General features: G+C 44.3%; 25 protein-coding genes. 16 read left to right on the top strand and 9 right to left on the bottom strand.

Going from position 1 to position 23980, the window contains the following annotated elements; translation table 11 throughout:
• Nucleotides 1–8: 8 nt before the first annotated feature.
• From U5J94_RS00960 to U5J94_RS15180, 5 genes are all read left to right on the top strand, one after another.
• On the top strand, nt 9–1010 hold the full coding sequence (locus tag U5J94_RS00960; RefSeq protein ID WP_322563779.1) for a hypothetical protein: 1002 nt from the start codon (nt 9–11) through the stop codon (nt 1008–1010).
• Between the two features lie 96 nt (nt 1011–1106).
• Nucleotides 1107–1592, top strand: coding sequence for an SHOCT domain-containing protein (locus tag U5J94_RS00955; RefSeq protein ID WP_322563778.1), 486 nt, complete (start codon nt 1107–1109; stop codon nt 1590–1592).
• A gap of 269 nt (nt 1593–1861) precedes the next feature.
• On the top strand, nt 1862–2779 hold the full coding sequence (locus tag U5J94_RS00950) for a hypothetical protein (RefSeq protein WP_322563777.1): 918 nt from the start codon (nt 1862–1864) through the stop codon (nt 2777–2779).
• A gap of 1229 nt (nt 2780–4008) precedes the next feature.
• Entirely contained in the window at nt 4009–4242 is a 234-nt protein-coding gene (locus U5J94_RS00945; RefSeq protein ID WP_322563776.1) for a hypothetical protein, read from the top strand.
• Nucleotides 4243–4251: 9 nt separating this feature from the next.
• On the top strand, nt 4252–4659 hold the full coding sequence (locus U5J94_RS15180; protein WP_416224131.1) for a group II intron maturase-specific domain-containing protein: 408 nt from the start codon (nt 4252–4254) through the stop codon (nt 4657–4659).
• 646 nt (nt 4660–5305) lie between these two features.
• Here U5J94_RS15180 and U5J94_RS00940 read toward each other — a convergent pair.
• Nucleotides 5306–5932 carry a tyrosine-type recombinase/integrase gene (locus tag U5J94_RS00940; RefSeq protein WP_322563775.1) on the bottom strand — a complete coding sequence of 209 codons (627 nt, stop codon included), beginning with the start codon at nt 5930–5932 and terminating at the stop codon, nt 5306–5308.
• Nucleotides 5933–6070: 138 nt separating this feature from the next.
• Here U5J94_RS00940 and U5J94_RS00935 point away from each other — a divergent pair, with 138 nt between their 5' ends.
• The 5 genes from U5J94_RS00935 to U5J94_RS00915 all read left to right on the top strand — a co-directional run bounded on the left by U5J94_RS00935 (nt 6071) and on the right by U5J94_RS00915 (nt 9136).
• The gene (locus U5J94_RS00935; protein ID WP_322563774.1) at nt 6071–6352 is read left to right on the top strand and encodes a DUF2188 domain-containing protein; all 282 of its coding nucleotides are present in this window, start codon (nt 6071–6073) and stop codon (nt 6350–6352) included.
• A 311-nt stretch (nt 6353–6663) separates the two neighbouring features.
• Complete coding sequence (locus U5J94_RS00930; RefSeq protein ID WP_322563773.1) at nt 6664–7218, top strand: hypothetical protein; 555 nt, start codon at nt 6664–6666, stop codon at nt 7216–7218.
• An 81-nt stretch (nt 7219–7299) separates the two neighbouring features.
• Complete coding sequence (locus U5J94_RS00925) at nt 7300–7782, top strand: hypothetical protein (RefSeq protein WP_322563772.1); 483 nt, start codon at nt 7300–7302, stop codon at nt 7780–7782.
• 368 nt (nt 7783–8150) lie between these two features.
• Complete coding sequence (locus tag U5J94_RS00920; protein ID WP_322563771.1) at nt 8151–8543, top strand: hypothetical protein; 393 nt, start codon at nt 8151–8153, stop codon at nt 8541–8543.
• Between the two features lie 98 nt (nt 8544–8641).
• The gene (locus U5J94_RS00915) at nt 8642–9136 is read left to right on the top strand and encodes a hypothetical protein (protein WP_322563770.1); all 495 of its coding nucleotides are present in this window, start codon (nt 8642–8644) and stop codon (nt 9134–9136) included.
• A 281-nt stretch (nt 9137–9417) separates the two neighbouring features.
• Here the strand turns inward: U5J94_RS00915 and U5J94_RS00910 are convergent, their stop codons facing one another.
• The 4 genes from U5J94_RS00910 to U5J94_RS00895 are packed head-to-tail and all read right to left on the bottom strand — an operon-like array spanning nt 9418 to nt 15092.
• The gene (locus U5J94_RS00910) at nt 9418–11367 is read right to left on the bottom strand and encodes a TniQ family protein (RefSeq protein ID WP_322563769.1); all 1950 of its coding nucleotides are present in this window, start codon (nt 11365–11367) and stop codon (nt 9418–9420) included.
• Nucleotides 11368–11376: 9 nt separating this feature from the next.
• Nucleotides 11377–12330, bottom strand: coding sequence for a TniB family NTP-binding protein (locus U5J94_RS00905; protein ID WP_322563768.1), 954 nt, complete (start codon nt 12328–12330; stop codon nt 11377–11379).
• A gap of 49 nt (nt 12331–12379) precedes the next feature.
• Nucleotides 12380–14386: a Mu transposase C-terminal domain-containing protein gene (locus U5J94_RS00900; protein WP_322563767.1), complete on the bottom strand. Its 2007-nt coding sequence runs from the start codon at nt 14384–14386 to the stop codon at nt 12380–12382.
• Nucleotides 14379–15092, bottom strand: coding sequence for a TnsA endonuclease N-terminal domain-containing protein (locus U5J94_RS00895; protein ID WP_322563766.1), 714 nt, complete (start codon nt 15090–15092; stop codon nt 14379–14381). The genes U5J94_RS00900 and U5J94_RS00895 overlap by 8 nt, the downstream gene beginning before the upstream one ends.
• A gap of 368 nt (nt 15093–15460) precedes the next feature.
• Here U5J94_RS00895 and U5J94_RS00890 point away from each other — a divergent pair, with 368 nt between their 5' ends.
• From U5J94_RS00890 to U5J94_RS00865, 6 genes are all read left to right on the top strand, one after another.
• Entirely contained in the window at nt 15461–15964 is a 504-nt protein-coding gene (locus U5J94_RS00890; protein WP_322563765.1) for an IS1595 family transposase, read from the top strand.
• On the top strand, nt 15921–16145 hold the full coding sequence (locus U5J94_RS00885; RefSeq protein WP_322564131.1) for a hypothetical protein: 225 nt from the start codon (nt 15921–15923) through the stop codon (nt 16143–16145). The genes U5J94_RS00890 and U5J94_RS00885 overlap by 44 nt, the downstream gene beginning before the upstream one ends.
• A 67-nt stretch (nt 16146–16212) precedes the next feature.
• Nucleotides 16213–16806, top strand: a complete 594-nt coding sequence (lexA, locus tag U5J94_RS00880; RefSeq protein ID WP_322563764.1) for a transcriptional repressor LexA — start codon at nt 16213–16215, stop codon at nt 16804–16806.
• Nucleotides 16807–16818: 12 nt separating this feature from the next.
• The gene (locus U5J94_RS00875; RefSeq protein ID WP_322563763.1) at nt 16819–17583 is read left to right on the top strand and encodes a site-specific DNA-methyltransferase; all 765 of its coding nucleotides are present in this window, start codon (nt 16819–16821) and stop codon (nt 17581–17583) included.
• 2 nt (nt 17584–17585) lie between these two features.
• On the top strand, nt 17586–18419 hold the full coding sequence (locus U5J94_RS00870; protein WP_322563762.1) for a Dam family site-specific DNA-(adenine-N6)-methyltransferase: 834 nt from the start codon (nt 17586–17588) through the stop codon (nt 18417–18419).
• The gene (locus U5J94_RS00865) at nt 18416–19705 is read left to right on the top strand and encodes a type II restriction enzyme (RefSeq protein WP_322563761.1); all 1290 of its coding nucleotides are present in this window, start codon (nt 18416–18418) and stop codon (nt 19703–19705) included. The genes U5J94_RS00870 and U5J94_RS00865 overlap by 4 nt, the downstream gene beginning before the upstream one ends.
• 281 nt (nt 19706–19986) lie before the next feature.
• Here U5J94_RS00865 and U5J94_RS00860 read toward each other — a convergent pair whose 3' ends face one another.
• The 4 genes from U5J94_RS00860 to U5J94_RS00845 all read right to left on the bottom strand — a co-directional run bounded on the left by U5J94_RS00860 (nt 19987) and on the right by U5J94_RS00845 (nt 23860).
• Nucleotides 19987–21195, bottom strand: a complete 1209-nt coding sequence (locus U5J94_RS00860; RefSeq protein WP_322563760.1) for an IS256 family transposase — start codon at nt 21193–21195, stop codon at nt 19987–19989.
• A gap of 273 nt (nt 21196–21468) precedes the next feature.
• Complete coding sequence (locus tag U5J94_RS00855; protein WP_322563759.1) at nt 21469–22701, bottom strand: DNA integrity scanning protein DisA nucleotide-binding domain protein; 1233 nt, start codon at nt 22699–22701, stop codon at nt 21469–21471.
• A 128-nt stretch (nt 22702–22829) separates the two neighbouring features.
• On the bottom strand, nt 22830–23432 hold the full coding sequence (locus U5J94_RS00850) for a hypothetical protein (protein WP_322563758.1): 603 nt from the start codon (nt 23430–23432) through the stop codon (nt 22830–22832).
• Between the two features lie 203 nt (nt 23433–23635).
• On the bottom strand, nt 23636–23860 hold the full coding sequence (locus tag U5J94_RS00845; protein ID WP_322563757.1) for a hypothetical protein: 225 nt from the start codon (nt 23858–23860) through the stop codon (nt 23636–23638).
• Between the last annotated feature and the right edge of the window lie 120 nt (nt 23861–23980).

The raw sequence follows: 23980 nt of genomic DNA, 5'->3' as shown, positions 1-23980 counted from the left end.
TTCTAAAAATGACACATACCACGTCAAATATTCGATTCGTCAGTAGTGAGCAACGCTGGGCGCGAGCTAAAGGCGTGGCAAACCGCGTGATGGTGTTCGAACCAAAAGGTTATTACCCACGTGGGACACTGCACGTTCCGAATGGAGTGTTCCATGCAGATACGGAAATTTCCTTCTCGATCGTCAAGGGTGAGTCTTGGAGCTCGCTCGACCCAGATGCTCCATTCTCCGAATTTGACTGGGCATCACCTCAAGAGCTTCGTTTAATATCATCGCTGCTACTTTGTGAGCGTAGAGACGATGCATACATACGCTTCTATCCGATTGTACGATATGGTCATTTACTTGAAGAAGAAAATATAGATCTTTCACGGCCCTCGATTGTCAATGACGTAAAAGCCCTGCTTCTCAAACTAGCGCGAAATTCGAAACCAGGTCTCATGCAAGACCGTATTGTTAACTGTCTAGAAAAGCCATACGATCTTGTGGAGCCTGATCATTATGGCTTTGATCGACTCCTTTCATTTTGGAAAGCCTTGTCGCCGGCCAACTACGTTGTTCTGCGTGGAATATATGCTCTTGTTAAGTCTGATATGTTGAGTTTCCATTACGAGTTTTCTGAGGAAGCAATTGTGTCACTTTATATTGCCCTTGATGCATCGTTCACCCTCGTTTTACGCAAGTTAAGAGAAGATGGCGTTATCAATCCTTCGTCACATGACGCAGCATTGTGGCTACACGAACATTTTGATAAACCGTTTGGCTTACCTGAACCAGATATTACAGAAAAATATTTCCACGAGTTCTATGAGCAGCGGGTAATGACTCTTCATCCAGCAAGTCGTTACGGTGATATGCCATATTCACCAATTATGCACGATGATATTCCTCACCTTCGCAGATCACTTAGGGAAATATTTGCCTATATCGTTCTGGGTACGCATGGACCCGACTACGAAGAGGAAGTTATTTGGCATAAAAAACACTCAGAGTACAGTACGAATGCATAACAACGCAATAAACACGGTCAGCCAAAAGCATCGCTTCTTCAGCGCGACACTTTAGGCTTCCGGTTATCACAAACGCTATATTCAAATAGGAAAATCATGAGAAAGTTAATTGTCACATTATCAATAGTACTGCTAACTGCATGCTCGACTGCCTCAACCATAAAAAAGGCTAGTGAGAGTGAGTCGGCCTTTGCTGACGCTGTTTATGAAGGCGAAAAATCTGTTGTTGAAGCAGGCATATCAGACGAAAATGCATATAGAATATTTCATCAAGCTGCCACAGGATTTGTGTCAATTCAATCAATAAGAGTTAGTGCTGAGAAAAGAGCAAGCGATTTTTGCAAAAAGCAAAATAAGGAAATGCGTACGCTAAGTGAAAGGACGTCCAGACCACCTCATATATTAGGTAATTTCCCTAGAATTGAAATAGTGTTTATCTGTGAAAGTAATGCTGAAATAAAAACTAATATTGGTAATCCTGGGAAATATGAACAAATCAAGAAATTGAAGGATTTATATGACGCAGGTGCCTTAACAAGAGAAGAATTTGAGAGCGAGAAGAGCAAGTTGCTATCGAAATAATATAACAAAAAGCTCAAGATGTTCGCTCCCGCTCACTGGGACGCTTCACCGCGATGCGGCTCCGCGCCCCTTAGCATAACGTTGAATATCGCCTTCTGGCCGTTTACCGTCCCTCGAACTGATCTTGATGTAGTATAGAATATATGAATAGGCAGATACCGGCCCGAAGTAGACATTAGGGCCGTCTGCCTGATTCATTGTAAGCGTGGGACTAAAAATATGAATACTGTCCCCGGAATTCCGCAATTACTAAAATTAGAAGCGTAATAATGAAACAGTTGAATAGAAATATATATATAAAGCTGATGTCCTTGTTATTTTCTGCACTTTCAAATGTGGCCGTTTCTGCTGATTTTTACGTTAAAGAGGATAATGTAGCAGGAGCAGGATATGCGATCCATATAAATGGTGAAATCCAAAAAGGTGATATGAAAGAGTATATCTCGATAGTCAATCGGCGTAGTACATTTCCTGAACTTATAAAGATCTCCTCTCCAGGAGGTGATGTTGTAGAGGCTGTAAAAATTGGCAGATTGGTTAGAAGGGGGCATACAAAGGTCTTGCCGGTTTCAACTTGCAATAGTTCTTGTGCATTAATTGTTTTTGGCGGGACCCGAAATCTCCAGAGAGGAGATATAGGGTTACATCGGCCATATTACGATAAAAGTTATTTTTCAAACTTGGGACGAAATGAAGCAGAAGCACAATACGATAAATTAACAGAATACATACGATCTTATATGGAAGAGATGGATGTTCCCAATGTTGTGGCTGACAAAATGTTCACAGTGTCATCTGGCGATATATATAAGATTAGTATGGAACAGTACAGAGGGTTAGCTGGGGAATACCCACCCGCATACCATGAATGGCTTAAAGCCAAATGTGGTATGTTGAAGAAGGGGGAACGCGAGGATCTTGAGAAAGTATTTGCGCTGAAGAATTATACCAGGTATCAAGGTTGGAAAGACTCTGAGTTGAAGCACGACCTTCTTACGGAATACGAGGCTTTGGCCATGAAAGGAATGAAGTTGCCGGAAGGATATAGAGCTTACTTGGTTAAAAAAAATAAGAAATTTAGCCAATGCAAGAGAGAGGCAATAGAGAAGGACCGGCAACTATTAATGTCAGGTATGTTTTTTGATGATCTTTCTAATACAGAACCAGAGTTTTTGTTAACAGAGTAAGCCACAAAATTGCTATCTACATGTACATAATCAATCAAATCGCATTGGCTTGAAAGTGTCAATGAGTGGCGAGGGGCCTCTGTGCCGGAAAAACTCAAGGGGCTTTAATGGAGGGTGTTCCAAACTCTGTGTCCAGCAATTCCGGGGACAGTGCGAGGGCTCAGGTGCCGCCGGCGGCAGGCAAAATGAACCCGATCCAGGAGTTTAGGACCCTTATAATCTGGTCCGACGCGTCCCCATAGTGGTACCTCCTTTTTGGACAAAAGGCCAAGGATAATACCGACTTGGGTGACAAACGCAATGGGAAGGGTTACATTTAACATATAACAAAAAGCGGAAATATTTCCGCCTTTGCTAATTTCATTAAATGGGGAAAATCGGGGTAAGTGCCTGTCTATACGGAATTTTGCCGGTGACCCAGAGCAAGATTAAAGGGACCTTATTTCCGTCTAATATCTGTTATGCAATTCAGCCGACTGCCGAGCGCCAACTGTAGAGGAACTACATTCTAAGGAGATTCAGTATGTCCGTACCTGCAACAGACATTACATGTGATCGCTGCGACTACTCGGGATCAACGGGCGTGTGTTTTGGGATATTTAAATACCAAACACCGTTCGGAAGTATCTCGCTCCCGCGAACACTCGGGTGGTGCAATTCATGTGAATCTGTTGCCCCAATCGAAGATACGGATCAGGCAGCCAGATTCAAGTCGCTCAAGGACGATGTTGCAGATTTAGAATCATCCTTAGCCGAAGAGATTGAGAAGGCAAAAAGATCGAAGCCATTCCTCCGCAGGCTGTTTTCGAATCACCAGCCCGACAACGAAGCGATTCGTACGATTCGAGTTAGTTTGGATAATCTGAGTCAGGAATTGGTCAGTCCATCAGCGTTAGCGAGTTATTTAATCTCCATGGGAGACGCGCATTGCTTGTCATGTGGTTCTTCGGATGTGTTCCGGTTCCCAGGACTGCCAGCGGGCCTTGATGACTTTTACAGCGAGCAAAGGGTTCCCAAGGCTATTGGAATACAGCATCCAGGCTGCGGGGGTGAAATGTATGCTGCAACAAGCGAGGTCCGGATAAACAGAAGGTTTAGCGAGAGGCTCTATACACTCTATGGAGAGAGAATTACCTAACTACCGGCTGCACAGCGACCGATTTTCCGCCGCTTTGCGGCTCCAAACCGGCGCGTGAGCCGGGCGTTAGGTGCAAAATAAGGAGAACAGCATGGGCAATCGATATGTTCCATTTATTTCTGGTCTGGCCGCATTGGCTATAGCAACTTGGCTGATCTTCGGTTTCGAAGGTTGGTGGAAATATCTCGTCGGCGGCCTTGTGCTGGCCTTTGGATGGGTGTCATTGAAAACGGCAATTTTCGCCACTGACACCGAAATCGAGGAGCTGACGACTCCTGGCCCTGTTTCAAAAAAAACCGAAGAACGATTAAAGAACAGGCTGTGAGGTGTAAGAATGAAACTCAAATGCCTAACATGCGGGAAAACTGTTTCTAAGTCCTACGATGTAGATCCAGTTAATGGAGACCTGCTCGGACGACCTTGGTACATTGACGAAAACGCGAAAAAGGGGACGGAGGGATTAAAAAGTGAGCAATCTGGAAAGGTGGTTAAAATTAAATCCCTCCGCCCTCTTTTTGAGCGTAAATTGGTTGGCATAGCGAACTACTTCGGACTGCCTGACAACAGCCGGAGCCTTTCCAGGCTATACCGGCATGTTGTCCATAGCCTCTATAAGTGGTTGAATCGTCGGAGTCAACGCCACAGCTACAACTGGACCGGACTTAAAGCCGTGCTGAATCACTATGGAATTCAGCCGCTGCGCGTCTGGAAACGAAACCATGTTGTGGTAGATTGGTACTAGGGCCGTGCCAGCACGGGTGAATAACATGACTGAGGAGCAGGATGCGGTAATTCCGCACGTCCGGATCTGTGTCGGGGCCGCCGGGTGACTGGCGGTTCTACGACGACTGTAGAAAGAGGGTGGTGTCGTGGCATCAATTGAGCAACCGAAAGTCGAATGCCCAGAATGCGGCTGGTACTCGGCTTGGGAGCTTGTAAAGTGCAAGAACCAGGGCGGTGTTTATCAATACTTCTTCATATGTGATTGTGGGTATCGTCAAAAACAGTACTTCTCGTACCACAAGATAAAGGAATCAGGCCTCGATCCAAGGGAAGTACCGTCGCCATACCTGAAACGAAAATGCGAAGTGTGCGGCTCCGAAGGCGCGCAAAGGCACCATTGGGCGCCTTATGCGTTATTTGGCGGCGAGTCAGAAAAATGGCCTCAGTCGTATCTCTGTCAGAGTTGCCATACCCGCTGGCACCAGATAGTCACGCCACATATCAATCGAATTGACGAAGATGATGCATAACAACGCCATCAACTCAGACATCCAAAAGCGCCGCTCCTTCGTCGCGTCCCTTATGGCCGCCGGTTATGGCGAGCGTTGAATGACCGCTTCTGGCCGGTAAGTGACCGTACCTGGCCACTCACCGACCAGTTCCGATTAGATCTCAGTTTGTTCCGCCATCTCCAGCGCATCATCCACTTCGATACCCAGGTAGCGGACGGTACTTTCCAGCTTGGTATGACCCAGTAGCAGCTGAACCGCACGAAGATTCCTCGTGCGTCGATAGATCAAAGTCGCCTTGGTACGTCGTAGCGAGTGCGTCCCATAGTCAGCTGGATCCAGCCCAATATCGGCAATCCACGATTGTACGATCCGCGCATATTGTCGGGTTGAAAGATGCGGCGATCTCTTCATCCGACTCGGGAAGAGATAATCGCCGCTGGACAATTGTGCCTGGTCGATCCAGATCGAAAGAGCCTGACGAGTCTGCTCGGTTATTTCGAATTGAACGGGCTGTTGGGTTTTCTGTTGCAGGATCATGGCGCGTTTGGATACCTGGGTGCCGTGAGCAATATCGCGTACCCGTAGCCTGACGAGGTCACAGCTGCGCAATTTGCTGTCCAGGGCCAGATTGAACAGGGCCAGTTCTCTCACCTTGTTTGCCAACTGAAGGCGAATACGGATTGCCCAGATTTCACGGATTTTCAGTGGCGGCTTCTGGCCAACTAATCTACCCTTGTTCCAGGGTCCAGCGTGATGTGGAAATTCGGTACGGTAGGTCATGGTAGTTCTCCTGGTGATGACAGGATCACCAAGTATGCGCCAAATTCTGATGGACGCTGACCTATCCGAAGCCGACATTGCAAGAAATGAGGCAGCGATAAATAGTAATGCAAATGCTTCTCGTTTGTCACCGATCCCATGTACGCTGTTAAATGCCACGGGGAGATGGTCATGAGTAAAGGTAGAGATAGAACGGTCTCTCGTCGTTCTGATGGGGGTTGGGAGAATAAGAGAAACGACGCAGATCGTGCTGGTAGCGTACATCGTACGCAGAAGGAGGCTGAAGGTTCTGCTCGTGACATGTTGAAAAAATCTGGCGGGGGTGAACTCACTACCAAGGGTCGAGATGGGAAGATCAGAAGCAAAGACACTATCCCTCCGGGAAATGACCCCAATCCTCCAAAAGACAAAGAACACTGAACGAGGTGGATAAAATGGACCACTACTATGTTAACGATCAAGCGCAATCAACAGGTGAGCATGAGGTACATAAGGAGGGCTGCACCTATTTTCCGAGTAATCGCACATATTTGGGTTACTTCTCATCGTGCAGCGACGCAATAGCAAAAGCCCGTACAATCTATCCGAATGTGGATGGGTGCTATACCTGCTCCAGGGAATGTCACACCCGGTGAAGCTTTTAACAATCCCATGCACAGGATGCCAAAAATTTGTCGCGCAGCTCTATTTTTGGCGCCGGTGATGGAGGGCGATAAGCACAGATAAGCCCTATGGTGGAAGAACGCCCAAAATGGCCGGAGTCATTGCCGCCCCCAATTGAGATTAGTGAGGGAACGCGGCGAGTGGATCTCGTCCCAGACCAGTTGGGGACAGATGAAGCGCTTCAAGATTTGGTGCACGACCTCTATTGGTTCTCCGACAGTGAATACTTTGTCTATTTTGTCTACGGTGAAGGAATTGGGCAGAATCTACACGTACGACTCAATGGGTGGGGGATAGAGACAAAGAAGACAGAGATGTACTTTTACAAACACCCTAAACCTGCCTATGAAAACGATTTCGTCCGAGCAGTTCCAGGCGAGAACGTGCCTGCTTGGGTCAAAGAAGCAGTGAACGTTAAAATGTACGGCCGAGTGAAATTGGAACTTAGCGTAACTATGAGGAAACAACTCGATCTGTCAGAAACGGCGTGGAATACGAGTGCCGCCATATCGAATTCAGATCCTGTAATCGAGGCCAAACCGAACTTCTTCGGTATGGGTATAAACTTAAATAGCCTTTGGCGAAAGGTAAAGAAATGGTTTCAAAGGAAAGAGAGTGCTTAACAACATTCTCCAGCCGAGCGCTAAATCGCGACGCTGTTTAGTGTCGGATGAGCATAGCCGTTAGCGTGCACAAGGATAATAATGTCGAGAAATATTCCATCAGATGAGGTGTTACAAGCATTTGCAAAAGAGCATTTATCTTATGAAGTCAATATGCTAATAAATACTGCACGAGTATTATCTCAGCCAAATAACGAACAGTTTGTTATAAATGCTTTTTTGAGTTCTTTCACAATACACTTGAGAGCATTAATAGATTTTATTTGGGATCCATCTAACATAAAAAAAGATGATGCTATAGCTAGTGACTTTTTTATGTCGAAAACCCAATGGGAACAAATTCGCCCAGAGTTTCCATTAGAGCTTAAGCCAACACGTTCTCGCACTGGTAAGGAGATCGCACATCTCACATACGCACGAATGGATGTTACTCCAGATATTAAAGATTGGAATATCGCCGAAATGACTAATGCAATATTGCACTCACTTATAATTTTTACAGAAAATGCCGAGAAGTCACGAGTTGGAAATGCTCTTGCGAATTTACAGAATAATACACGCTAACAAGGTGCTCGTTCGGTCGCAAACTACGCTACGCTTTGTTTGCGCCACACAGCTTTAACGTTGAATGTCGGCTTCTGGCCGCTCACCGTCTATTGAAATGATATTTGTGTAGTCTAGAATATATGAATAGACAGATAACGACCCAAAGCAGATATTTGATTCAGTAACTTGGCTAGCAAAAGCGGGGTAAGGGGCTACAGTTAATAAATAATAAAAGCGGAAAAATCTCCGCATATTCTAATTTCATGAAATGGGGTAAGTCGTTATAAATACCTGTCTATGCAGAATTTCGCCGGTGTCCAGGGCAAGATTAAAGGGACCTTATTTCCGCCTAATATCTGTTATTTTTCTACCCTAAAGGTTCAAATATGAGAGCTAAAACAACCGGCAGAGCATCTAAAAAACGAGTAGTAACTAAAAAAAGTGACGCTAGTAAGAAGCGCAAGAAAGCTGCTTCAAAAAAATCTGCAAAGAAAAAGATTGCAAAAAAACCTGCTGGTTATAAAAGATCATCTGGTGGTGTTTATGTTCCAGACAAAACGCAAACACCTGTTCCTGTCAGCAAACTAAGGCAGGGTTACTCTAAAGCAAAAGATGAAATTAATTCTATAGCAGAAGAAATAATATCCACGATGACTGATGATTATTTTGTTAGTGAAATAGAGTTTGCGGCGAGTTTTAGTGCTGATGGAAAATTTCTCGGTATTGGTGTAGGTGGTGCAGCAACTGTAACGATTAGAATAAAGCCAGATGAAAAATAAGCAACATAACAAATCGTCCAAGTATGCCTCCTCCGCAGGCGGTACCGCCAAACCGCTTCGCGGTTTGCCGACCCCTTAGCTCAATCGTTATACGTATAATGAATAAAGAAGAGATTGCATTAATAATAAGCATGCTGTCATTTGGTGTTGCAGCCTTAGCTTTAGGCTGGAACATTTATAGAGATGTTATTCTTAAGCCAAGGCTTCAAGTAACTGTTAAAAAATCATTAATAGCGCGAGAAGGCAGGCCAAACACTACCCACCTTATGATCTCAGGTGTGAATTTCGGGCCCGGCGCAATCAGACTAAATATAATTCGCTTTATGCACTCGTTTATATTTAGTAAATTGTTAAAAAAGTGGAGACATGGCGTGTTAATCCATGACTATCGAAATCCATTGTCAGGGCAGCTACCAACTTCTCTCGAAATCGGTGAGAAAATTGACTTGATTTTCCCATGGGATGAAGAGTGTTTGTGTAGCAGCAAGCCGACCCACATTGGGCTTGCGGACTCATTTGGCAGAACACACTGGGCTTCAAAAAAAGAAGTTAAGAAAGTTATTAAAGAATGGGAAGCAGATTTTGAAAACTAAGCGTATAACAATGCGCCCAGGATATTTGGGGTCAGAGTAAAAACATGAGCGTCCGCTTCTGGCCGAAAACGGCCAGGCTATTGTTTCCTACTCATTTTATGATATTCGTTCACGGTTCTATCCGACTATCGGAAAGAAATTGAGCCCTGGATTACCAGAAAGAGATGGACCCCGATAAATTGGAATCCAATTTATCGGGGTCCACTTCTCAATAGACTTTATTACCCTGAAAAAAGTGTTTTTTCTCAGAAAGCATTCAACTCATAGCTGTATTTTAGGGTTCACCCTAACAATTCCCGAACTATTTCCTGAGTATTTTTGTCTCTGATTGTATAATTTTGTGCTGGTAAGATTGATTTGAGATCAGATAGCGAGATGAACGGTTGTGACGAACTAGAACTAGTGCGCATAGCCCTGAACATCTCTATTCCATGCCTCTCACAAAATTGAATTATTTTTTTGCTACTGGTTCTTTTTTCTTTGCCAAGTTCATTACAAAATAGATACGTGCTTTTAAAGTGGTCTATTGAATCGCTCTCAATTCTCAAGTGTTGGAAAGCTGGGTTAGCCTTCAAATAATCATTCCTAACTAACCAGGGCACGACAGTCGGATCACATCCTATTTTGCGTGCAGCATCTACGACAAGTAGACTATCCGTGCCCTTTTCTTTAACGTCTTTAAGAATAGCATTAAGTTCACGGGTATCTATCTCTATATTTTCTATATTTTTATCTTTTGATCCTAATGTTCTAATTTTCCCGCTGAGGAATAACTCTACTATATCGGCTTTATATTTCTCAGAACCGTACTTTCTCTTCATTGCATCATCTAAAGTGATGGTATCTACCACCTCATCAGATATATACTCAGCATCACAGAGGGCCTCTAATTGCCGCTTAAAAGCTATAACATCATATTCATGAAAAGACTGTATTTTATCGCCAAAATATCTCATCTTGAACACTGATCTTTTACGCAGTTCCTGCAACACGCTTACTGGCAACTTTAATACTTTAGAGGCCTGCCTGGCAGAATAACTGACACCTTTATCGATTCTTTTAGGGAGATCCTGGCCAACGTCAAATAAAAGTCTTTTTCTGTTACCTTTTTTAACCTCTACTGCTTTTATCACACCTAATTCCACCAGCCGTCGGACTGTAGCCGTCTGTACCCCCATTATTTCTGATGCTTTATCAATGCCAACTAATGTTGATTCGTACCCCGGATTTTTCTCTCGCAAACGCTTATCGATTGTCGCTTTTTTCCAGCGCTTATCACCAAAGATAAAGAATTCTCTATATATGAATTCGATTTCCTTAGCCGGCAATTTCGTTTTGAACAACGCATTATGGACATGTTCGAATTGCTTTATAAAACCATAATGCTCATTGTTTGAACTTGCATCCTGGTAGTTGCCTATTTTTTCTAAAAAATCATAAAAATTGTGTGGCCAGTTAGAGAATACTTCTGATGTGATTTTTACATGCCGATATTCCTTCTGATCCTCTGCCATATCATTACTAGCGAGTTTTTCTCCCTGTTTGCCGATCCTGTCTACCAAACACAGCAATGTCCTGAGTGACATATTCTCGAATTCATCGAGCGGGAAATTTGCAGCCCGAACAGGATCGGTATTTAAGGTCAGATTAAACAGTTTTGAACGAATCACTTGCATGAAAGCCAGCAGACTCTGATTTGACTCAGATATAACCTGATTTGTTAATAAATCCGCCCCACAGCGACAGGTCAATAACCCTGGCCTGCGCCAGGATATAGGTTTTTTGCATTTGTCACATCGCGTTACGGGGTGTCTGCCATGGACAGGACAAGCTACCGTGTATCCCAAATCCCAATAGACCGTGACACGCCCTGTTTCACTGACACAATCAGGACAAAATTTCGGGTTACGTATTTGAAAATGGTTTTTGAGGAGCTCATGGCCAAGCAACCCCATCCCCTTATTATCACTGAACTCCTCAGGCCTGAAATACGATAAATTATGCAATGCCTCTGGTTCACAAGCATAAACTTTCGCCAGCTTGTGAAAAGGGGGCTGTACGGAACGTAATTCTTTCTCTGTGACTCCTGCATATTCTAATATCGGCCCGTAGGAACCATAACTATTTGATTCTGCCGTTCGTAACAAGAACCCATTAAAACTTTCTGCATAATATGGTCTCGGTGTGACAACGAGCGGCTTGATAGTCTGACGAGAACTTATTACTGGCATACTAACCTCCTATCTTTCCAGCCCAACAACACCGCGCTCATCACCAATTTCCATCACACGGTGGGTAACCTCTTTCGTCGGTTTAACGTCAAATTGCCGACTAAATGGGTTATCAATCCCTAACGGCATGTCAAAGCACGCCTCTTTTGCCGCCGCATTGAGATCATCCAGCGTAGCGTCTTTCGTTCCATGCTTATTTGCCATATCTTTGACAAGCTGGATGAATATATTTGCCACGCGACCAATCAAACCACCGCTAGCACAATAGAATCTAAATGCCATCTCATCTGACGTCAGATCCGGCATCGAAATTGATTCCAAGGATGACTGCATGGCTTTCAATATACCCTTGAAATTCGCTCTATCATCACTGACAGACCAGTCAAACTGAGGTAACGTTACTGGTGAGGAGAACCGTCGCGTGAATTGTTCATTCGACATTATCACCGACTGACAATAGGGCAGGCCTGACACAATCAGGCCGACCCCAGAATTCTCAACAATCACCTTAAGCTCATCGGCAACCGCATACTGGACTTTTCGGCCACCTTTATCGACAAAATGCTGAAACTCATCCAATATCACTACTTTTGCGTCAGCCCGCTTCAACAAATTGACCAACCTTGTCGACTTTTCTGTGAGCGTACCTTTATTGAACAATGGATCGCCAATTGCATGCAATAGCGCCTCTACCAAACCTTTCACTGTGGGACTCGAAGGTGTTTTTATATAAACAATTGGCATTTTCGTACCGTCATTACCCCTACTCGATGGATACTTGCTGTGGAAGTAATTTAACAAATGAGTTTTTCCGGTCCCCGAGCGACCTAATATCGCAACGCCACGTGAATCATCGCCATTCACAATTCCTTCATAGCATGACTCGAGTTTATTCAACGCATAATTAAACTGGTTATAATGAACATGAATCGATTTTATTGAATTGTCACTTTTTACAGTCATTGATATACTCCTAATATTGATTCTTTACTTAGCAATTTGAAGACGATTACTACGACACAGGAAAATCCGGTACGACATCGTCAAAATCACCAATCAACAGATCTTCATCTGACGAAGAAGCATCGGTGCCTATCCCTTCAATCTGCCTCCCTTCCGGTGATGATTCGCAGCTTTTATTACGCATTCTAGGATCATCGAATTCATTGAAACGGGCCTGCTTCTTGCGAGTCTTCAGCTTCTTGTTGAAAATATCGTCCTCAATGATCTTCCGAATATCTTGTTTAGCCTTGGCTAATGCCTCGATCGTGAGGCGGGATGTGGACTGCATGGCATGTCGACAAATAACTTTGTGCTGCCATAACGATAATCCTTCGGCATATTTCTTATTGACATCCCCGACAACTGGCACTCTAAGCAACCTTTTAGAGACAGGGTCTTCCACATAGACTTCGCATATATCTGTCGGGTTGTAACGTATTTTTGTCTCAAACCGATCACCGTATCGCTGTCGCATTTCTCGCAATTCCTTTGAGTTATATTGCAGCCTGCTAAACTCGACCCCCTGATGCGAGACCACTCTCTTAGCTGTCCCACCCATCAGGCCATCAAAGATGTCCGGGTCAGCGGGTATTGGCGGGATCACGTCATTTATCATGCTCTCCCATACCTCATTAGGCGATTTACCGCCCAGTCCTTTATGGCCACTCTTGTGATAGACATCTACTACCCACTTATGCACAACTTCCTTGAAACTAGATAATGTCATAACAGCGTTTTTGTTCGGATCATAATCCCCTTTCTCAAAAATATTAGAAAATGTTGTGCCTGGCGTTTTATGAGACACATCACGATTCAACGTACCGATGAACCGCTCTACATGTGGTTTAAACCACGGTGTTTTGCGCGGCATATACTCCATATTGATCCCGAAGCTGTAACATAAATCTTCCAGGTGATCTGAATGGAACTCCAATCCGTTATCCACTATCAGGTTCTCTGGAATACCAAACGCTATCCATTTCCCTTCAATACTTGGGTATCTCATATTCAAGTCGACTTTAGGCATAAATGCATGCCTGAGACATTGCGCAACGCTTACGAAGCTCGCGGGCTCGAATCCGATATAAATACCTAAAATCGATCGGCTTTTAACATCAATACAGACAGTAAGCGTAGGGCGCCCGATAGGCAGCAGTGAAACATCATCAATCAACATCGAGTCCATGGTTGTATGATCTATTTGCACATACTCCAGTATGTTCGTCGCCACTATTTTATCGGCTGCCGCACGAAACTTCTGCTCAGCTACCTCTACTCCTTCTCGAGCCACAACCACATCGAATTTATCAATCGCTTGAATCAATCTTTTTACAATGGACCATGTTGGCATTTGCAGCCTTGTATGATCAGTCCTGAATTTATTTTCGTCAGCCACCATCGCGATAGCCGAATCTACGGTGTCTTTTACGGTGCCTCTCTCACGAGTTAAATAGGTTTCATTGATCGCCCTATGAATAATTTCCTCTAAATCTTGAGGATATCGTCGCTCACGATTCCCTTTTTTGTCGTGCTGGTTTACCAGCGATCTTATATCTTGCCCTGATTTGATAAACTTCTTGCGCCACCGATTTACTGAACTCCAATTCGGCCTTTCAACATCATCTCCTGATTTCTTATATTTCTCATAGACTTCATCTATAACAGGATTCAGTGTTTCCTCTGTGTAATAGCGCAACTTGGCCTCACGCACAGCAATCACATACGTATATTTCTCAACGGCTCTTTCACGCTGCTTCTCTGGCAAGGCTTCCATCCATGCAATCTGAGCCTGTCTATACTCCTTATTCGGCATATGCGTAGCCATAAGCGCATCATTGGCCGGCTTTAATTTCCTTTCCATATACATCCTCATCAGCTCTTCATACGCAAAGGTTTCATACTTACCGGTTTCGAGAAATTCTACTTGCCAGACATTGGCTTCTATCATCCGAACCACTTTGCAATAACGCTGATCCAGAATTAATTCTTGCCCTTTTCCTATACTTAACTTAGCCATTATGGTTACCTCCCTTTCCTTTTTCTCCATAACTAACTCGGGCGTCACCTGTAATGCTTTTATTTATATCAATTCTCAAATTACCTTCGAGTATCAGTCTGCATGCTTTCGGTACGCTGTAATCACCAAAACAGTCTTTTTTTACCTCACTCCATTTCACATGTCCTTTTTCTGCGATTTTTCGCCGTATCGACTCTTCGTCGACTAACGAGACTGTATCTTTGCCTAAACGTGTTATCCATTTCGCATTTTCCAGTCTGGGTTCAGCTTTAATTTCTTCATCCGTAATCACGTCATATTCGAACCCATGTATCGGGAGTAGCTGTTTTAATACATCAGTCCGCTCTCTGATTTCCTGCAATGCGGCATCTTCTGTCGTCTTCACTTCTCTGAATATCTTTTTCCCATTTGTCTCAACATAAAAATCCGGCACATGTGAACGTAATTCACCATTCATCATGAAACGCAGGCGAACGGGTTGTTCACGTATAAAGGTGACGGCAGGATCGGCCTCATGGAGATAAAGCGCGTCTCTCTCAAGCTTCGATTCCCAGTGCAGCATCCGCCCCATCTTCCAGGAGGGGAGTTTCCCCGTAATTCTTTTGTTCGAACGTTTCACAACCCTGCGAATTCGTTTGCCACCAGGCGCCCACTGAATATCTACTACTCCTTCAATCACTCTGGGGGTACCGTTAACTCTCGTCATAATTTGACTCCTTCTGTGTTTGTCTGATTAAGGCGCCTCCCTTCCTGCTGAGCGACTCAGTCGCTCTCGAGCACGTCGGGCTCCCGAAAGGGCTACACAGGACTAGGAAGGGAGGTGCGCATTCCGAGGCGGGTTAGCGGATAGCCTTGGGACACCTTTAGGAAATAACGAGTTAATACAGAGACTTACATTGCCCACAGCTATACACTTGCTATACTAACTACTGCTGAAACGTGAGTCTGACATCCTCAATCAACTAACTATCAATGACTTACAGTAATCCGCTCTCGATCAACGGGCTCTCTCTGTATACAATAAAAACCTGAAAAAAAATTTCTCGAAATTTGCACAAAAACGGGAGAACCGCCGTGTTTGACTTATTCTCAGCCCCATTGCAGGACGAAGAAGCCGCACGGGAACTCATGGAGCGGCTGCGCTGGCCCGTAGGCGTTGTCTGCCCTCGTTGTAATCGGAGGGAAAGTGTTTATGAGCTAAATGGGCGGAGTGTCAGGCCAGGTCTGTACAAGTGTGGGGCGTGCGATAAGCAATTTTCTGTGACCATCGAAACTGCATTTCACGGTACAAAAGTCCCATTAAATAAATGGCTAATGGCCATTTATCTGCTCTCCGGCTGTCACAAAGGCATCACTAATCAGCAGCTGGCCGACATGCTGGGCATTTCATACAAATCAGCTTGGCATATGGCAGACCGGCTCTACGAGATCATGGGGAGCTTTGATTTCCAGGGTCAGTTCAACCATATCGTGAAATCCAAGGAGACAGAGGCCGAGGCGGATTCTCGGGACGACCCAGGGGTCGTCTGGCGAGATGGAAAATTGTTCATCAAGAAGACACCCTTCTGGGAATTATGAGGAGATAAACGATGGCATCAGAGAAAAAGAACAAACACCAGGAAGACTTCATGGCAATCGTGCGAAAAATGCTGAATACACCACCCAAGCAGAGGAAAAACAGCCAGAATTAGATGCCGCACTGCTCATAGAACGATTAACCATATATTATCAGGTAGTTAGGCTAGCACCGCCTGTTTAAACTCGGATTGCATGCTCTCAAATTGATCTCTATCATTACTGAATGAGATCAAACTGAGATCAGCTGAATGCTCACCGGAAGCCAGCACAAGACCCTGTCGTTTATCAGGGATTATATGGGAGCCCACGGGTACTCTCCGTCCCTCTCTGATATCGCAAAAGGGCTGGGGCTGAAGTCCCGCGGCGTAGTTCACCGCAACGTCCACGCTCTGGCTGAGGCAGGATTCATCGAGCTTGTCCCTGGCCGGCAACGGAATATTCAACTCAAGAACAAACATGACCAGAGTTCCGTCCCGTTACTTGGTCAAATAGCCGCTGGCCAACCGATTGAAGCGATCGAGGACAAAGAACAAGTCGATGTCTCACAAGAGCTCACCGGCGAAAACCGCTATGCACTAAAGGTGAAGGGTGAGTCCATGATTGATGCGGGTATTTTAGATGGCGATATTGTCATTATCCGCAGCCAACAAAATGCCCAAAATGGGGATATTGTCGTGGCACTAATTGATCAGAATGAGGCGACGCTCAAACGCTACATGCGTATCGACAATGAGCATATTCAACTGAGCCCCGAGAATATTGAAATGGAACCTATGACGTATCACCAGTCCAGGGTGGCCATTCAGGGTGTACTGGTCGGCCAATTTAGAACATATAATTAATTAGGACAGCTCATGAATAATCACACAAAGAAAAGTCCAACCCTTTCTCAAGTTGATGCTGTCGATTGGCTGAAGAGTCTGGATGATGGCTCAGTCGACTTGTTAATCACAGATCCACCCTATGAATCGTTAGAGAAGCACCGCGCAGTGGGTACTACCACTCGCCTTAAAGTCAGCAAGGCCTCAAGCAATGAATGGTTTCCGATTTTCCCCAACGCCCGTTTCGAGGAGCTATTTACTGAAATCTATCGCGTTCTAAGTAAAAACAGCCATTTCTATTTGTTTTGTGACCCTGAAACAATGTTTCATGCCAAACCCATTGCAGAACAAGTAGGGTTTAAATTCTGGAAACCCCTCATTTGGGACAAAGTGAAGATTGGGATGGGATACCACTATCGTGCGCGATATGAAAACATCCTTTTTTTCGAAAAAGGAAAACGCAAATTAAATAATCTGTCTATTCCGGATATTATTGAATGCCCTAGAGTGTACAAAGGCTATCCAACCGAGAAACCTGTTGATGTGTCAAAAGTACTGATCGAGCAATCTTCCTCAGAAGGGGAAATGGTTGCTGACCCGTTTTTTGGATCTTGCAGCGTCGGCGTAGCCGCTTGCGAACTCGGCCGGTATTTCATCGGCAATGATATCAATGACAGTGCGATAGAATTAGCCAGAACCCGCCTACAAGAACATATGATTTCTTCTAAGGAAGAGGAAACTGCGGACACAGATGAAGAAACCGAGTTGACGCCACAACTTAGCCTATCACTCGCTTAATCATGGGGGAGGAGGAACCACCCAAAGTACGTCCATTTCTAAAGTGGGCCGGGGGTAAGTATGAGATCGCCCAGAAAATACGAAAATATCTGCCTGAAGGCAAAACATTAATCGAGCCCTTTGTTGGGGCAGGCGCCATCTTTCTTAATACGGACTATCCAAAATATACCCTAAATGATGTCAATCAGGACCTCATTAATCTTTACAAAAGCATCCAGGAAAATGGCGACACCTTCATCAAAGATGCCAGAAAATTATTCTCAGAGAAAAACAATACGGCGACAGCGTATTACCGCCTAAGGGACAAGTTTAACAACACAGATGACCACTACCAACGGTCGCTCATATTCTTGTACCTCAATAAATTTGGGTATAACGGCCTGTGCCGCTACAACAAATCCGGTGGCTTCAATGTGCCCTTTGGCCGTCATAAAAACCCGGGGTTCCCAGAAAAACAATTAATTGTTTTCAGTGAAAACTCGAAAAAAGCAAAATTTGTCTGTGAAGACTTTGGTAAGACATTTAACCGAGCCCGGAAATCACACGTAATCTACTGCGATCCGCCGTATGCGCCCGCTTCAGAGACCGCGTATTTCTCCGACTATGCCACAGGCGGCTTTGATCTGGACGATCAGGAGCGTTTAGCCAATATCGCACGCAAAACCGCAGGAAAAGGGATTACAGTTGTAATCAGTAACCATGATACAAAGTTAACAAGAAAACTCTATAAAGGCGCAAAAATAATAAAACTGGATGTCAGAAGAAATATCAGCTGTAATTCGACCAACCGCCGCAATGCGAACGAACTTATTGCTATATTCAGGGGTGAGCAATGAGTAATGCCAATAAGGCCTGGGAAGCGATATTTGCGCACCTCGACATACCCGGACAGCTTGATGAACGAGGGCAGGCTAGTGTTACTGCACAACAAATCAAGGACATTACAAGCGCAGAGGATGGCCTCGGCCATCAGGAACCGCGCATTATCACAAAGTTTGACGCAAGAGAACATCGCCCCGCCATTTTAAGGCAACATAATTGCACTATATTGGCCACGAGCAATGGCACGTATTCTGTTTTACGCGGAGATGGATATCATGACACCGAACACATCCACGAGACGATAGATTATAACTCCGAAAAGCTACACAATTTAGAAACACTTCCAGATATTTGCACATCAGAGTCACAGGTCATTGACTCGACAGCCGCCTCCGGGCTTCTTTCTGACTTTCTAGAAGATAACGACCTGGCACTAACCATTCGAGGCCGTCTACGGTCAGGCGAATTTGATTTCCAGTTTGATGAGCACGAGGTGCAGGTCAATGGGGTCCAGATTGAGGTTGATGCAGGATATGAAGGTAAAAAGATCTACCTCATTGAGGCGAAAATGGGGACAAAAGATAACTTCATAATCCGGCAGTTATACTACCCATATAGAATGTGGAACATAAGAAATACAAACAAAGAAATTGTCCCAGTCTTCATTTCTTATTCTGACAAAACATTTTACATATACCAATATAGATTCAACGAGCATACCCAGTATAACTCGATTGAATTAGTAAAATCAGGCGCCTATATCTTAGGTGAAAAGGCTGCCAAACCAGAGATCCAGTGCCATTTCAGCGACAACAAATATTTGCTGCAATATCAGCCAGGGAATGAAAACCTAGAAGTCCCGTTCCCTCAAGCAGATGACCTCAGAAAAGTCATTGACTCGATTTTCGCAGTGGCATCTGGATTCAGTACAACTTTTGAAATATCAAGTCATTATGAGTTTGATGAAAGACAATCATATTATTACGGAAATGCAGCAAGATATCTTGGCTTGCTTGACCTCGATCATAATGAGTACGCTTTGACAGACGCTGGAAATAGGTATATCAACTCGTCAAAAGAAGAACGAAAAATGATAATAATAAATGCAATGATGGACTCACCAACAATTAATGATTTAGCAAAAGAAACAATAAAAAACCATACAACCCCTAGCTATGACAGAATTTCGAATATAATACAATATCATAGACATGATATAAACCACACAACAGCCAACAGAAGGGCACACACAATGGCAAAGTGGTTAGAGTGGCTCACCTATAACTTCAATAATCCATGAGATTTATTTGAATCACCAAAATATTTTACTAGTCAATCCATGATAAGAGCTCAGAATTACAAACCATATATTGCGTATGCTACGTTAATATATCAAAGGAGTTTTTATTTTAATCAATGAGAAATATAAACGATCAGGAGAAATACTTTTGAGAAGCAATAATAAACAGGGTAAATTACATGGTTCTGTTAAGAAATACAAAAGACCAAAAGAACCTGTGGGCGAGTCTGATTGGAATCTTCTCAATGGAGGGTGTTCAAAACTCTGTGTCAACGAAGCACTTATAGCTCAATATGTTTTTCCAGCCTGCCCTCAAAATGGATCGCCAGTTGCGAGAGGGTCAGGTTCCAGTTTTGCACCGGGTGCGTCCAGCGCTCGGACGCTTTGAGTATACCGGCATAGAGCAGTTTGAGTAAGCTGTTTTCATTGGCGAACCCGCCCTTGGTTTTGGTCAGCTTGCGGAACTGACGATGCACGGCTTCGACGGCATTGGTGGTGTAAATGGCGGTGCGCACGTAGTCCGGATATTTGAAATAGGCCGATAGCGTAGGCCATTTACTGCGCCAGGACTGGATCACCATGGGGTACTTGTCACCCCATTTGGCTTCCAGTTCATCCAGGGCTGTCTCGGCGGCATTGAGGGTGGCGGCTTTATAGACGGTTTTGAGATCGGCCATGAAGGCTTTGTGATTTTTCGAGCCGACGTACTTTAGCGAGTTTCGGATCTGGTGAATGATGCAGTGCTGGATCTCGGTATCGGGGTAGAGGCTTTCGATGGCCTCGGGAAAGCCCTTGAGGCCGTCCACGCAGGCGATCAGAATGTCCTTGACACCCCGGTTATGCAGATCGGTGAGCACGCTCAGCCAGTGGTGGGCGCCCTCGGTGTCCGACAGATACAGGCCCAGCAGCTCTTTTTTGCCGTCGATGTTCAGGCCCAGGATGGTGTAGATAGCCTTGCTGACATACCGGCCGTTCTCCTTGATTTTGTAATGGATGGCGTCGAGCCAGACAATCGGATAGATGGCCTCCAGGTCCCGTTCCCGCCAGGCGGCCAGCTCGGGCAGGAGCTTGTCGGTGACGGCATTGAGGGTGCCATTGGACAGCGCGATGCCGTACATGTCACCAATGTGGTCGCGGATGTCCTGATAGCTCATACCCAGAGCAAACAACGCAATGACCTTGCGTTCGAGCTCATCGGTCAGATGTGTCTGGTGCTTTTTGACCAGCTGCGGCTCAAAGGTCCCGGCCCGGTCGCGAGGGGTGTCCAACTCAAATGGCCCGGCGGCGCTTTTCATGGTTTTTGAGGTGCTGCCATTTTTGCGATTGGGCGTCTCTTGGGCGTCCAGATGCGTCTCCAGCTCGGCTTGCATGGCCGCTTCGGTGAGCTGCTTGATCAGCGGGGTGAGGACCCCGTCCTTGCCACTGAGGTCCTGGCCTTCACGCAACGCCTTGAGCGCCGCATCCATGTCGAAGTTGATTTGTTTTTTCATGTGTCATACCTTTTATAGACAGTTTAATGGAATGACACAGAATTCTGAACACTACCTCTCAATGCAAAAACAAACTCAGTAAAGACGAAAGATAATGTGTTAGTTACATTGAATAGAAAGCTACATAATTTCTGGGCTTCTATTTTGAATATATTAAAATAGTGACAGCTGTCGGCCACAAACGGTCGTTCAATGTCGATATAATCGGTGTCACGCGGGAGTGTCCAGCGCCGAAGGCGCGTAGTTATTGTATTGTCATGTACAGCCATTTACCTACTTGAACATAGACTCTCTACAGTCAGGCCAGTACAAAACCATTTGTTTATCTATATCTTTGCTTATAACTCTAATAGGTCCGTCAGATGAAGATACAAACGCAATGGCCCCTTCAACCGATCCAACAAAATTAAGCGCTGAATTATGCCTTGTGCCTAATCTCTCAAAATCAACTGGCCTACTGGAGTTAGAGAAATCGTTTGGCCCTTCTACTATCTTGCCTTCCCACTTTTTGGCCTTCAATTTTGAGCCAAACGCAATAACATTTAGGTCAGATGAAAGCAAAACAGCACCGTCCATTTTTGCTAAATCTGCGATGTTTCTTAGCCTATTTGTCAAAGACTTAGATACTTTCAAATTAAATAAAGCGCCAGATAAGTCCTTTTCATTCATCAACCTGGCCTTATTTTCCTGCAATAGCTCAATTTCAAGCGTTCCCGTCACACCCCAAGAGGTTTCGTAAAAATCTTTAATATTTTCACAATCAGGAACGACTATTATTGTTGCGCCTTGCTTTCTCTGAGACAAAATCTCGACCAGGTATTTAATACATGATAAGTATGTATATGCTACTGCTGCTTCTTGAGAATTTTTATAAATCTTAGATCCTTCTTCTATCTCTATATCTATCAACCTCAATAGATACTTTCCCGCCATGTCGTATGCAACAATATCAGGATGGGATTCCAAAAATTCGCCATTTTCCACTCTTCCAATACGACCATTACCTCTAGACACTTCAAGAGAACCGACACCTAACGTCGTGATTGTTGGGCAATCTGGGGCAAAATGTCTTGAACAATCTATCCCTGCCGGTATGGATCCCATTGTTTCTAATCCGCTCTCGAAATAGCAAATACCCCATATTTGTGAATTCGGTTTTTTACCATGCGCCAATATTACGCTGGTTTTTCCGTTTGAGATGCCACTCATTTTTGCAATATTTTTTGCAGTAAACTGAAGTGGATTTTCGAAATACAAACACAGCTCAGATTGACGATACTTTGGTATTTCGTTACGAATAAATTCTTCCTTTGAAATCCAAGCCACACTAGATGCAACACTATCACCTTCCTCCCTCAAAAGAGTTGCCTGAAACATCGTATCCAAATAGATTTCAAATTCTTCTTGCGAAGGAATGGTTCTTTTGTCTCTTCCTTTATATGGATGATTTTGGTCAGCAGTCCAAGCCTTAAGGAGAGATATGGAAAGTTCTTTATTTAATAGCACACGGCTTACCTTTCTAATTATTCCTGGTTAATGAGAATCACCTTATTTTTACATAACGCCAACAACACGCGCGGCTTTAGAATGAAGGCCGATCCGCAATGGAAAAGCAGTCGCTTTGCCTGTGAGTGTTAAGTGTGTCCGCCGTCAAACCGAGCCATCCGAGCGACATGCACCTTTCCATCATTCTCGTCTTGCATAACTACAGCAAAGAATGTGTCGTTTGTAATTTTTGTCCAATGATGGTTAAGAAGCACAACCAGCTTGTTAATATAATCAATCCCCTCATTCAGTATTTTAATTTTTTCCTCAGGGCTACCATACTGGTATTCCCTTTGCGAGTGTAAAAACTTCCCCGCCTTTCCGTATACTTTAAAGAGCTCTTCTTCAGTCAAAAACTCCTGATCACTAGGGTCTAGATCGTCAACCTTCCTAATTCCATTCTCATCTATTCCTCCCTCAGCCATCGGTGAGGGAAAAAAATCCGAGTTGAAACGCTTTAGCTCATTTTTGATTTTTTTGATCTCATACCCTTTTTTCAGTGTCTTGTTTAGAGTCAAACCTGCCGAATCATTTGCGACAACGCACGCGAACATAACCAATTCGATAATTTTTCTAAGTTGCAAGTAAACCGTGTCAATATCTGTTTCAATGTAGCCAGTCATTGACTGATTGGACAAATAAGATTTATGAAGTCGAGATACCACATTTTTGCGCTTTTTGATCTCTTCCATGTAGGATGCATACTTTTTAATGTATAGCTTAACATCTTTTTCTCTCATATCACCTCATCAGATACCTCTAAAACACTTAACGTAACAATAACCAGCGAAGCTTTGCTGCGTCTGGTTCCGTAGGAACGAAGTTAATTGACTTTTTAAATTCATGAATCTTGAGGGAAGGAGGTAATATTGCCGACCCCTTATCTCTCATGTGCTTAAGCCGGTGGCCTTTCTCCAGCATGTGGAGCTTCTTGCCAGTTTCCATCGCTGTCACGCTCAAAGACTCTTCGTTTAGTGCCGCTCTCAATTGGAATTGAAAGTGCATCCTTGTCTTTCCCAATAAAAATCCTTTCTGGAATCACGTCTCCTTTGTATTTCTTATTATCAATATCCTCGAGAATTTTATCTAATTCTTCATTGGTATATTTCTTATCATCCATATCTCATCCTTTATTACACATAACGTTTAAGCTGTGGGGCGCGCAGCGAAGAAAGCGTCCCACACGAGCGCCTTGTTAGGCGCATTATTTAGCAGACTCGCGGGGTTAGGTTTTAACTTT

Origin of the sequence: Thiohalophilus sp. (genome assembly GCF_034522235.1) — a bacterium.
In the GTDB taxonomy this organism is placed as follows: Bacteria; Pseudomonadota; Gammaproteobacteria; order UBA6429; family Thiohalophilaceae; genus Thiohalophilus.
The sequence above is the reverse complement of the archived record's forward strand: the minus strand, read 5'-3'. Positions and strand labels throughout refer to the sequence as shown.

Excerpts from the sequence above, each read along its gene's own strand:
- U5J94_RS00960 (WP_322563779.1), top strand. The coding sequence starts at position 9 with ATGACACATACCACGTCAAATATTCGATTCGTCAGTAGTGAGCAACGC.
- U5J94_RS00955 (WP_322563778.1), top strand. The coding sequence starts at position 1,107 with ATGAGAAAGTTAATTGTCACATTATCAATAGTACTGCTAACTGCATGC.
- U5J94_RS00950 (WP_322563777.1), top strand. The coding sequence starts at position 1,862 with ATGAAACAGTTGAATAGAAATATATATATAAAGCTGATGTCCTTGTTA.
- U5J94_RS00945 (WP_322563776.1), top strand. The coding sequence starts at position 4,009 with ATGGGCAATCGATATGTTCCATTTATTTCTGGTCTGGCCGCATTGGCT.
- U5J94_RS15180 (WP_416224131.1), top strand. The coding sequence starts at position 4,252 with ATGAAACTCAAATGCCTAACATGCGGGAAAACTGTTTCTAAGTCCTAC.
- U5J94_RS00940 (WP_322563775.1), bottom strand. The coding sequence starts at position 5,932 with ATGACCTACCGTACCGAATTTCCACATCACGCTGGACCCTGGAACAAG.
- U5J94_RS00935 (WP_322563774.1), top strand. The coding sequence starts at position 6,071 with ATGTACGCTGTTAAATGCCACGGGGAGATGGTCATGAGTAAAGGTAGA.
- U5J94_RS00930 (WP_322563773.1), top strand. The coding sequence starts at position 6,664 with ATGGTGGAAGAACGCCCAAAATGGCCGGAGTCATTGCCGCCCCCAATT.
- U5J94_RS00925 (WP_322563772.1), top strand. The coding sequence starts at position 7,300 with ATGTCGAGAAATATTCCATCAGATGAGGTGTTACAAGCATTTGCAAAA.
- U5J94_RS00920 (WP_322563771.1), top strand. The coding sequence starts at position 8,151 with ATGAGAGCTAAAACAACCGGCAGAGCATCTAAAAAACGAGTAGTAACT.
- U5J94_RS00915 (WP_322563770.1), top strand. The coding sequence starts at position 8,642 with ATGAATAAAGAAGAGATTGCATTAATAATAAGCATGCTGTCATTTGGT.
- U5J94_RS00910 (WP_322563769.1), bottom strand. The coding sequence starts at position 11,367 with ATGCCAGTAATAAGTTCTCGTCAGACTATCAAGCCGCTCGTTGTCACA.
- U5J94_RS00905 (WP_322563768.1), bottom strand. The coding sequence starts at position 12,330 with ATGACTGTAAAAAGTGACAATTCAATAAAATCGATTCATGTTCATTAT.
- U5J94_RS00900 (WP_322563767.1), bottom strand. The coding sequence starts at position 14,386 with ATGGCTAAGTTAAGTATAGGAAAAGGGCAAGAATTAATTCTGGATCAG.
- U5J94_RS00895 (WP_322563766.1), bottom strand. The coding sequence starts at position 15,092 with ATGACGAGAGTTAACGGTACCCCCAGAGTGATTGAAGGAGTAGTAGAT.
- U5J94_RS00885 (WP_322564131.1), top strand. The coding sequence starts at position 15,921 with ATGGAAAATTGTTCATCAAGAAGACACCCTTCTGGGAATTATGAGGAG.
- lexA (WP_322563764.1), top strand. The coding sequence starts at position 16,213 with ATGCTCACCGGAAGCCAGCACAAGACCCTGTCGTTTATCAGGGATTAT.
- U5J94_RS00875 (WP_322563763.1), top strand. The coding sequence starts at position 16,819 with ATGAATAATCACACAAAGAAAAGTCCAACCCTTTCTCAAGTTGATGCT.
- U5J94_RS00870 (WP_322563762.1), top strand. The coding sequence starts at position 17,586 with ATGGGGGAGGAGGAACCACCCAAAGTACGTCCATTTCTAAAGTGGGCC.
- U5J94_RS00865 (WP_322563761.1), top strand. The coding sequence starts at position 18,416 with ATGAGTAATGCCAATAAGGCCTGGGAAGCGATATTTGCGCACCTCGAC.
- U5J94_RS00860 (WP_322563760.1), bottom strand. The coding sequence starts at position 21,195 with ATGAAAAAACAAATCAACTTCGACATGGATGCGGCGCTCAAGGCGTTG.
- U5J94_RS00850 (WP_322563758.1), bottom strand. The coding sequence starts at position 23,432 with ATGGAAGAGATCAAAAAGCGCAAAAATGTGGTATCTCGACTTCATAAA.
- U5J94_RS00845 (WP_322563757.1), bottom strand. The coding sequence starts at position 23,860 with ATGGATGATAAGAAATATACCAATGAAGAATTAGATAAAATTCTCGAG.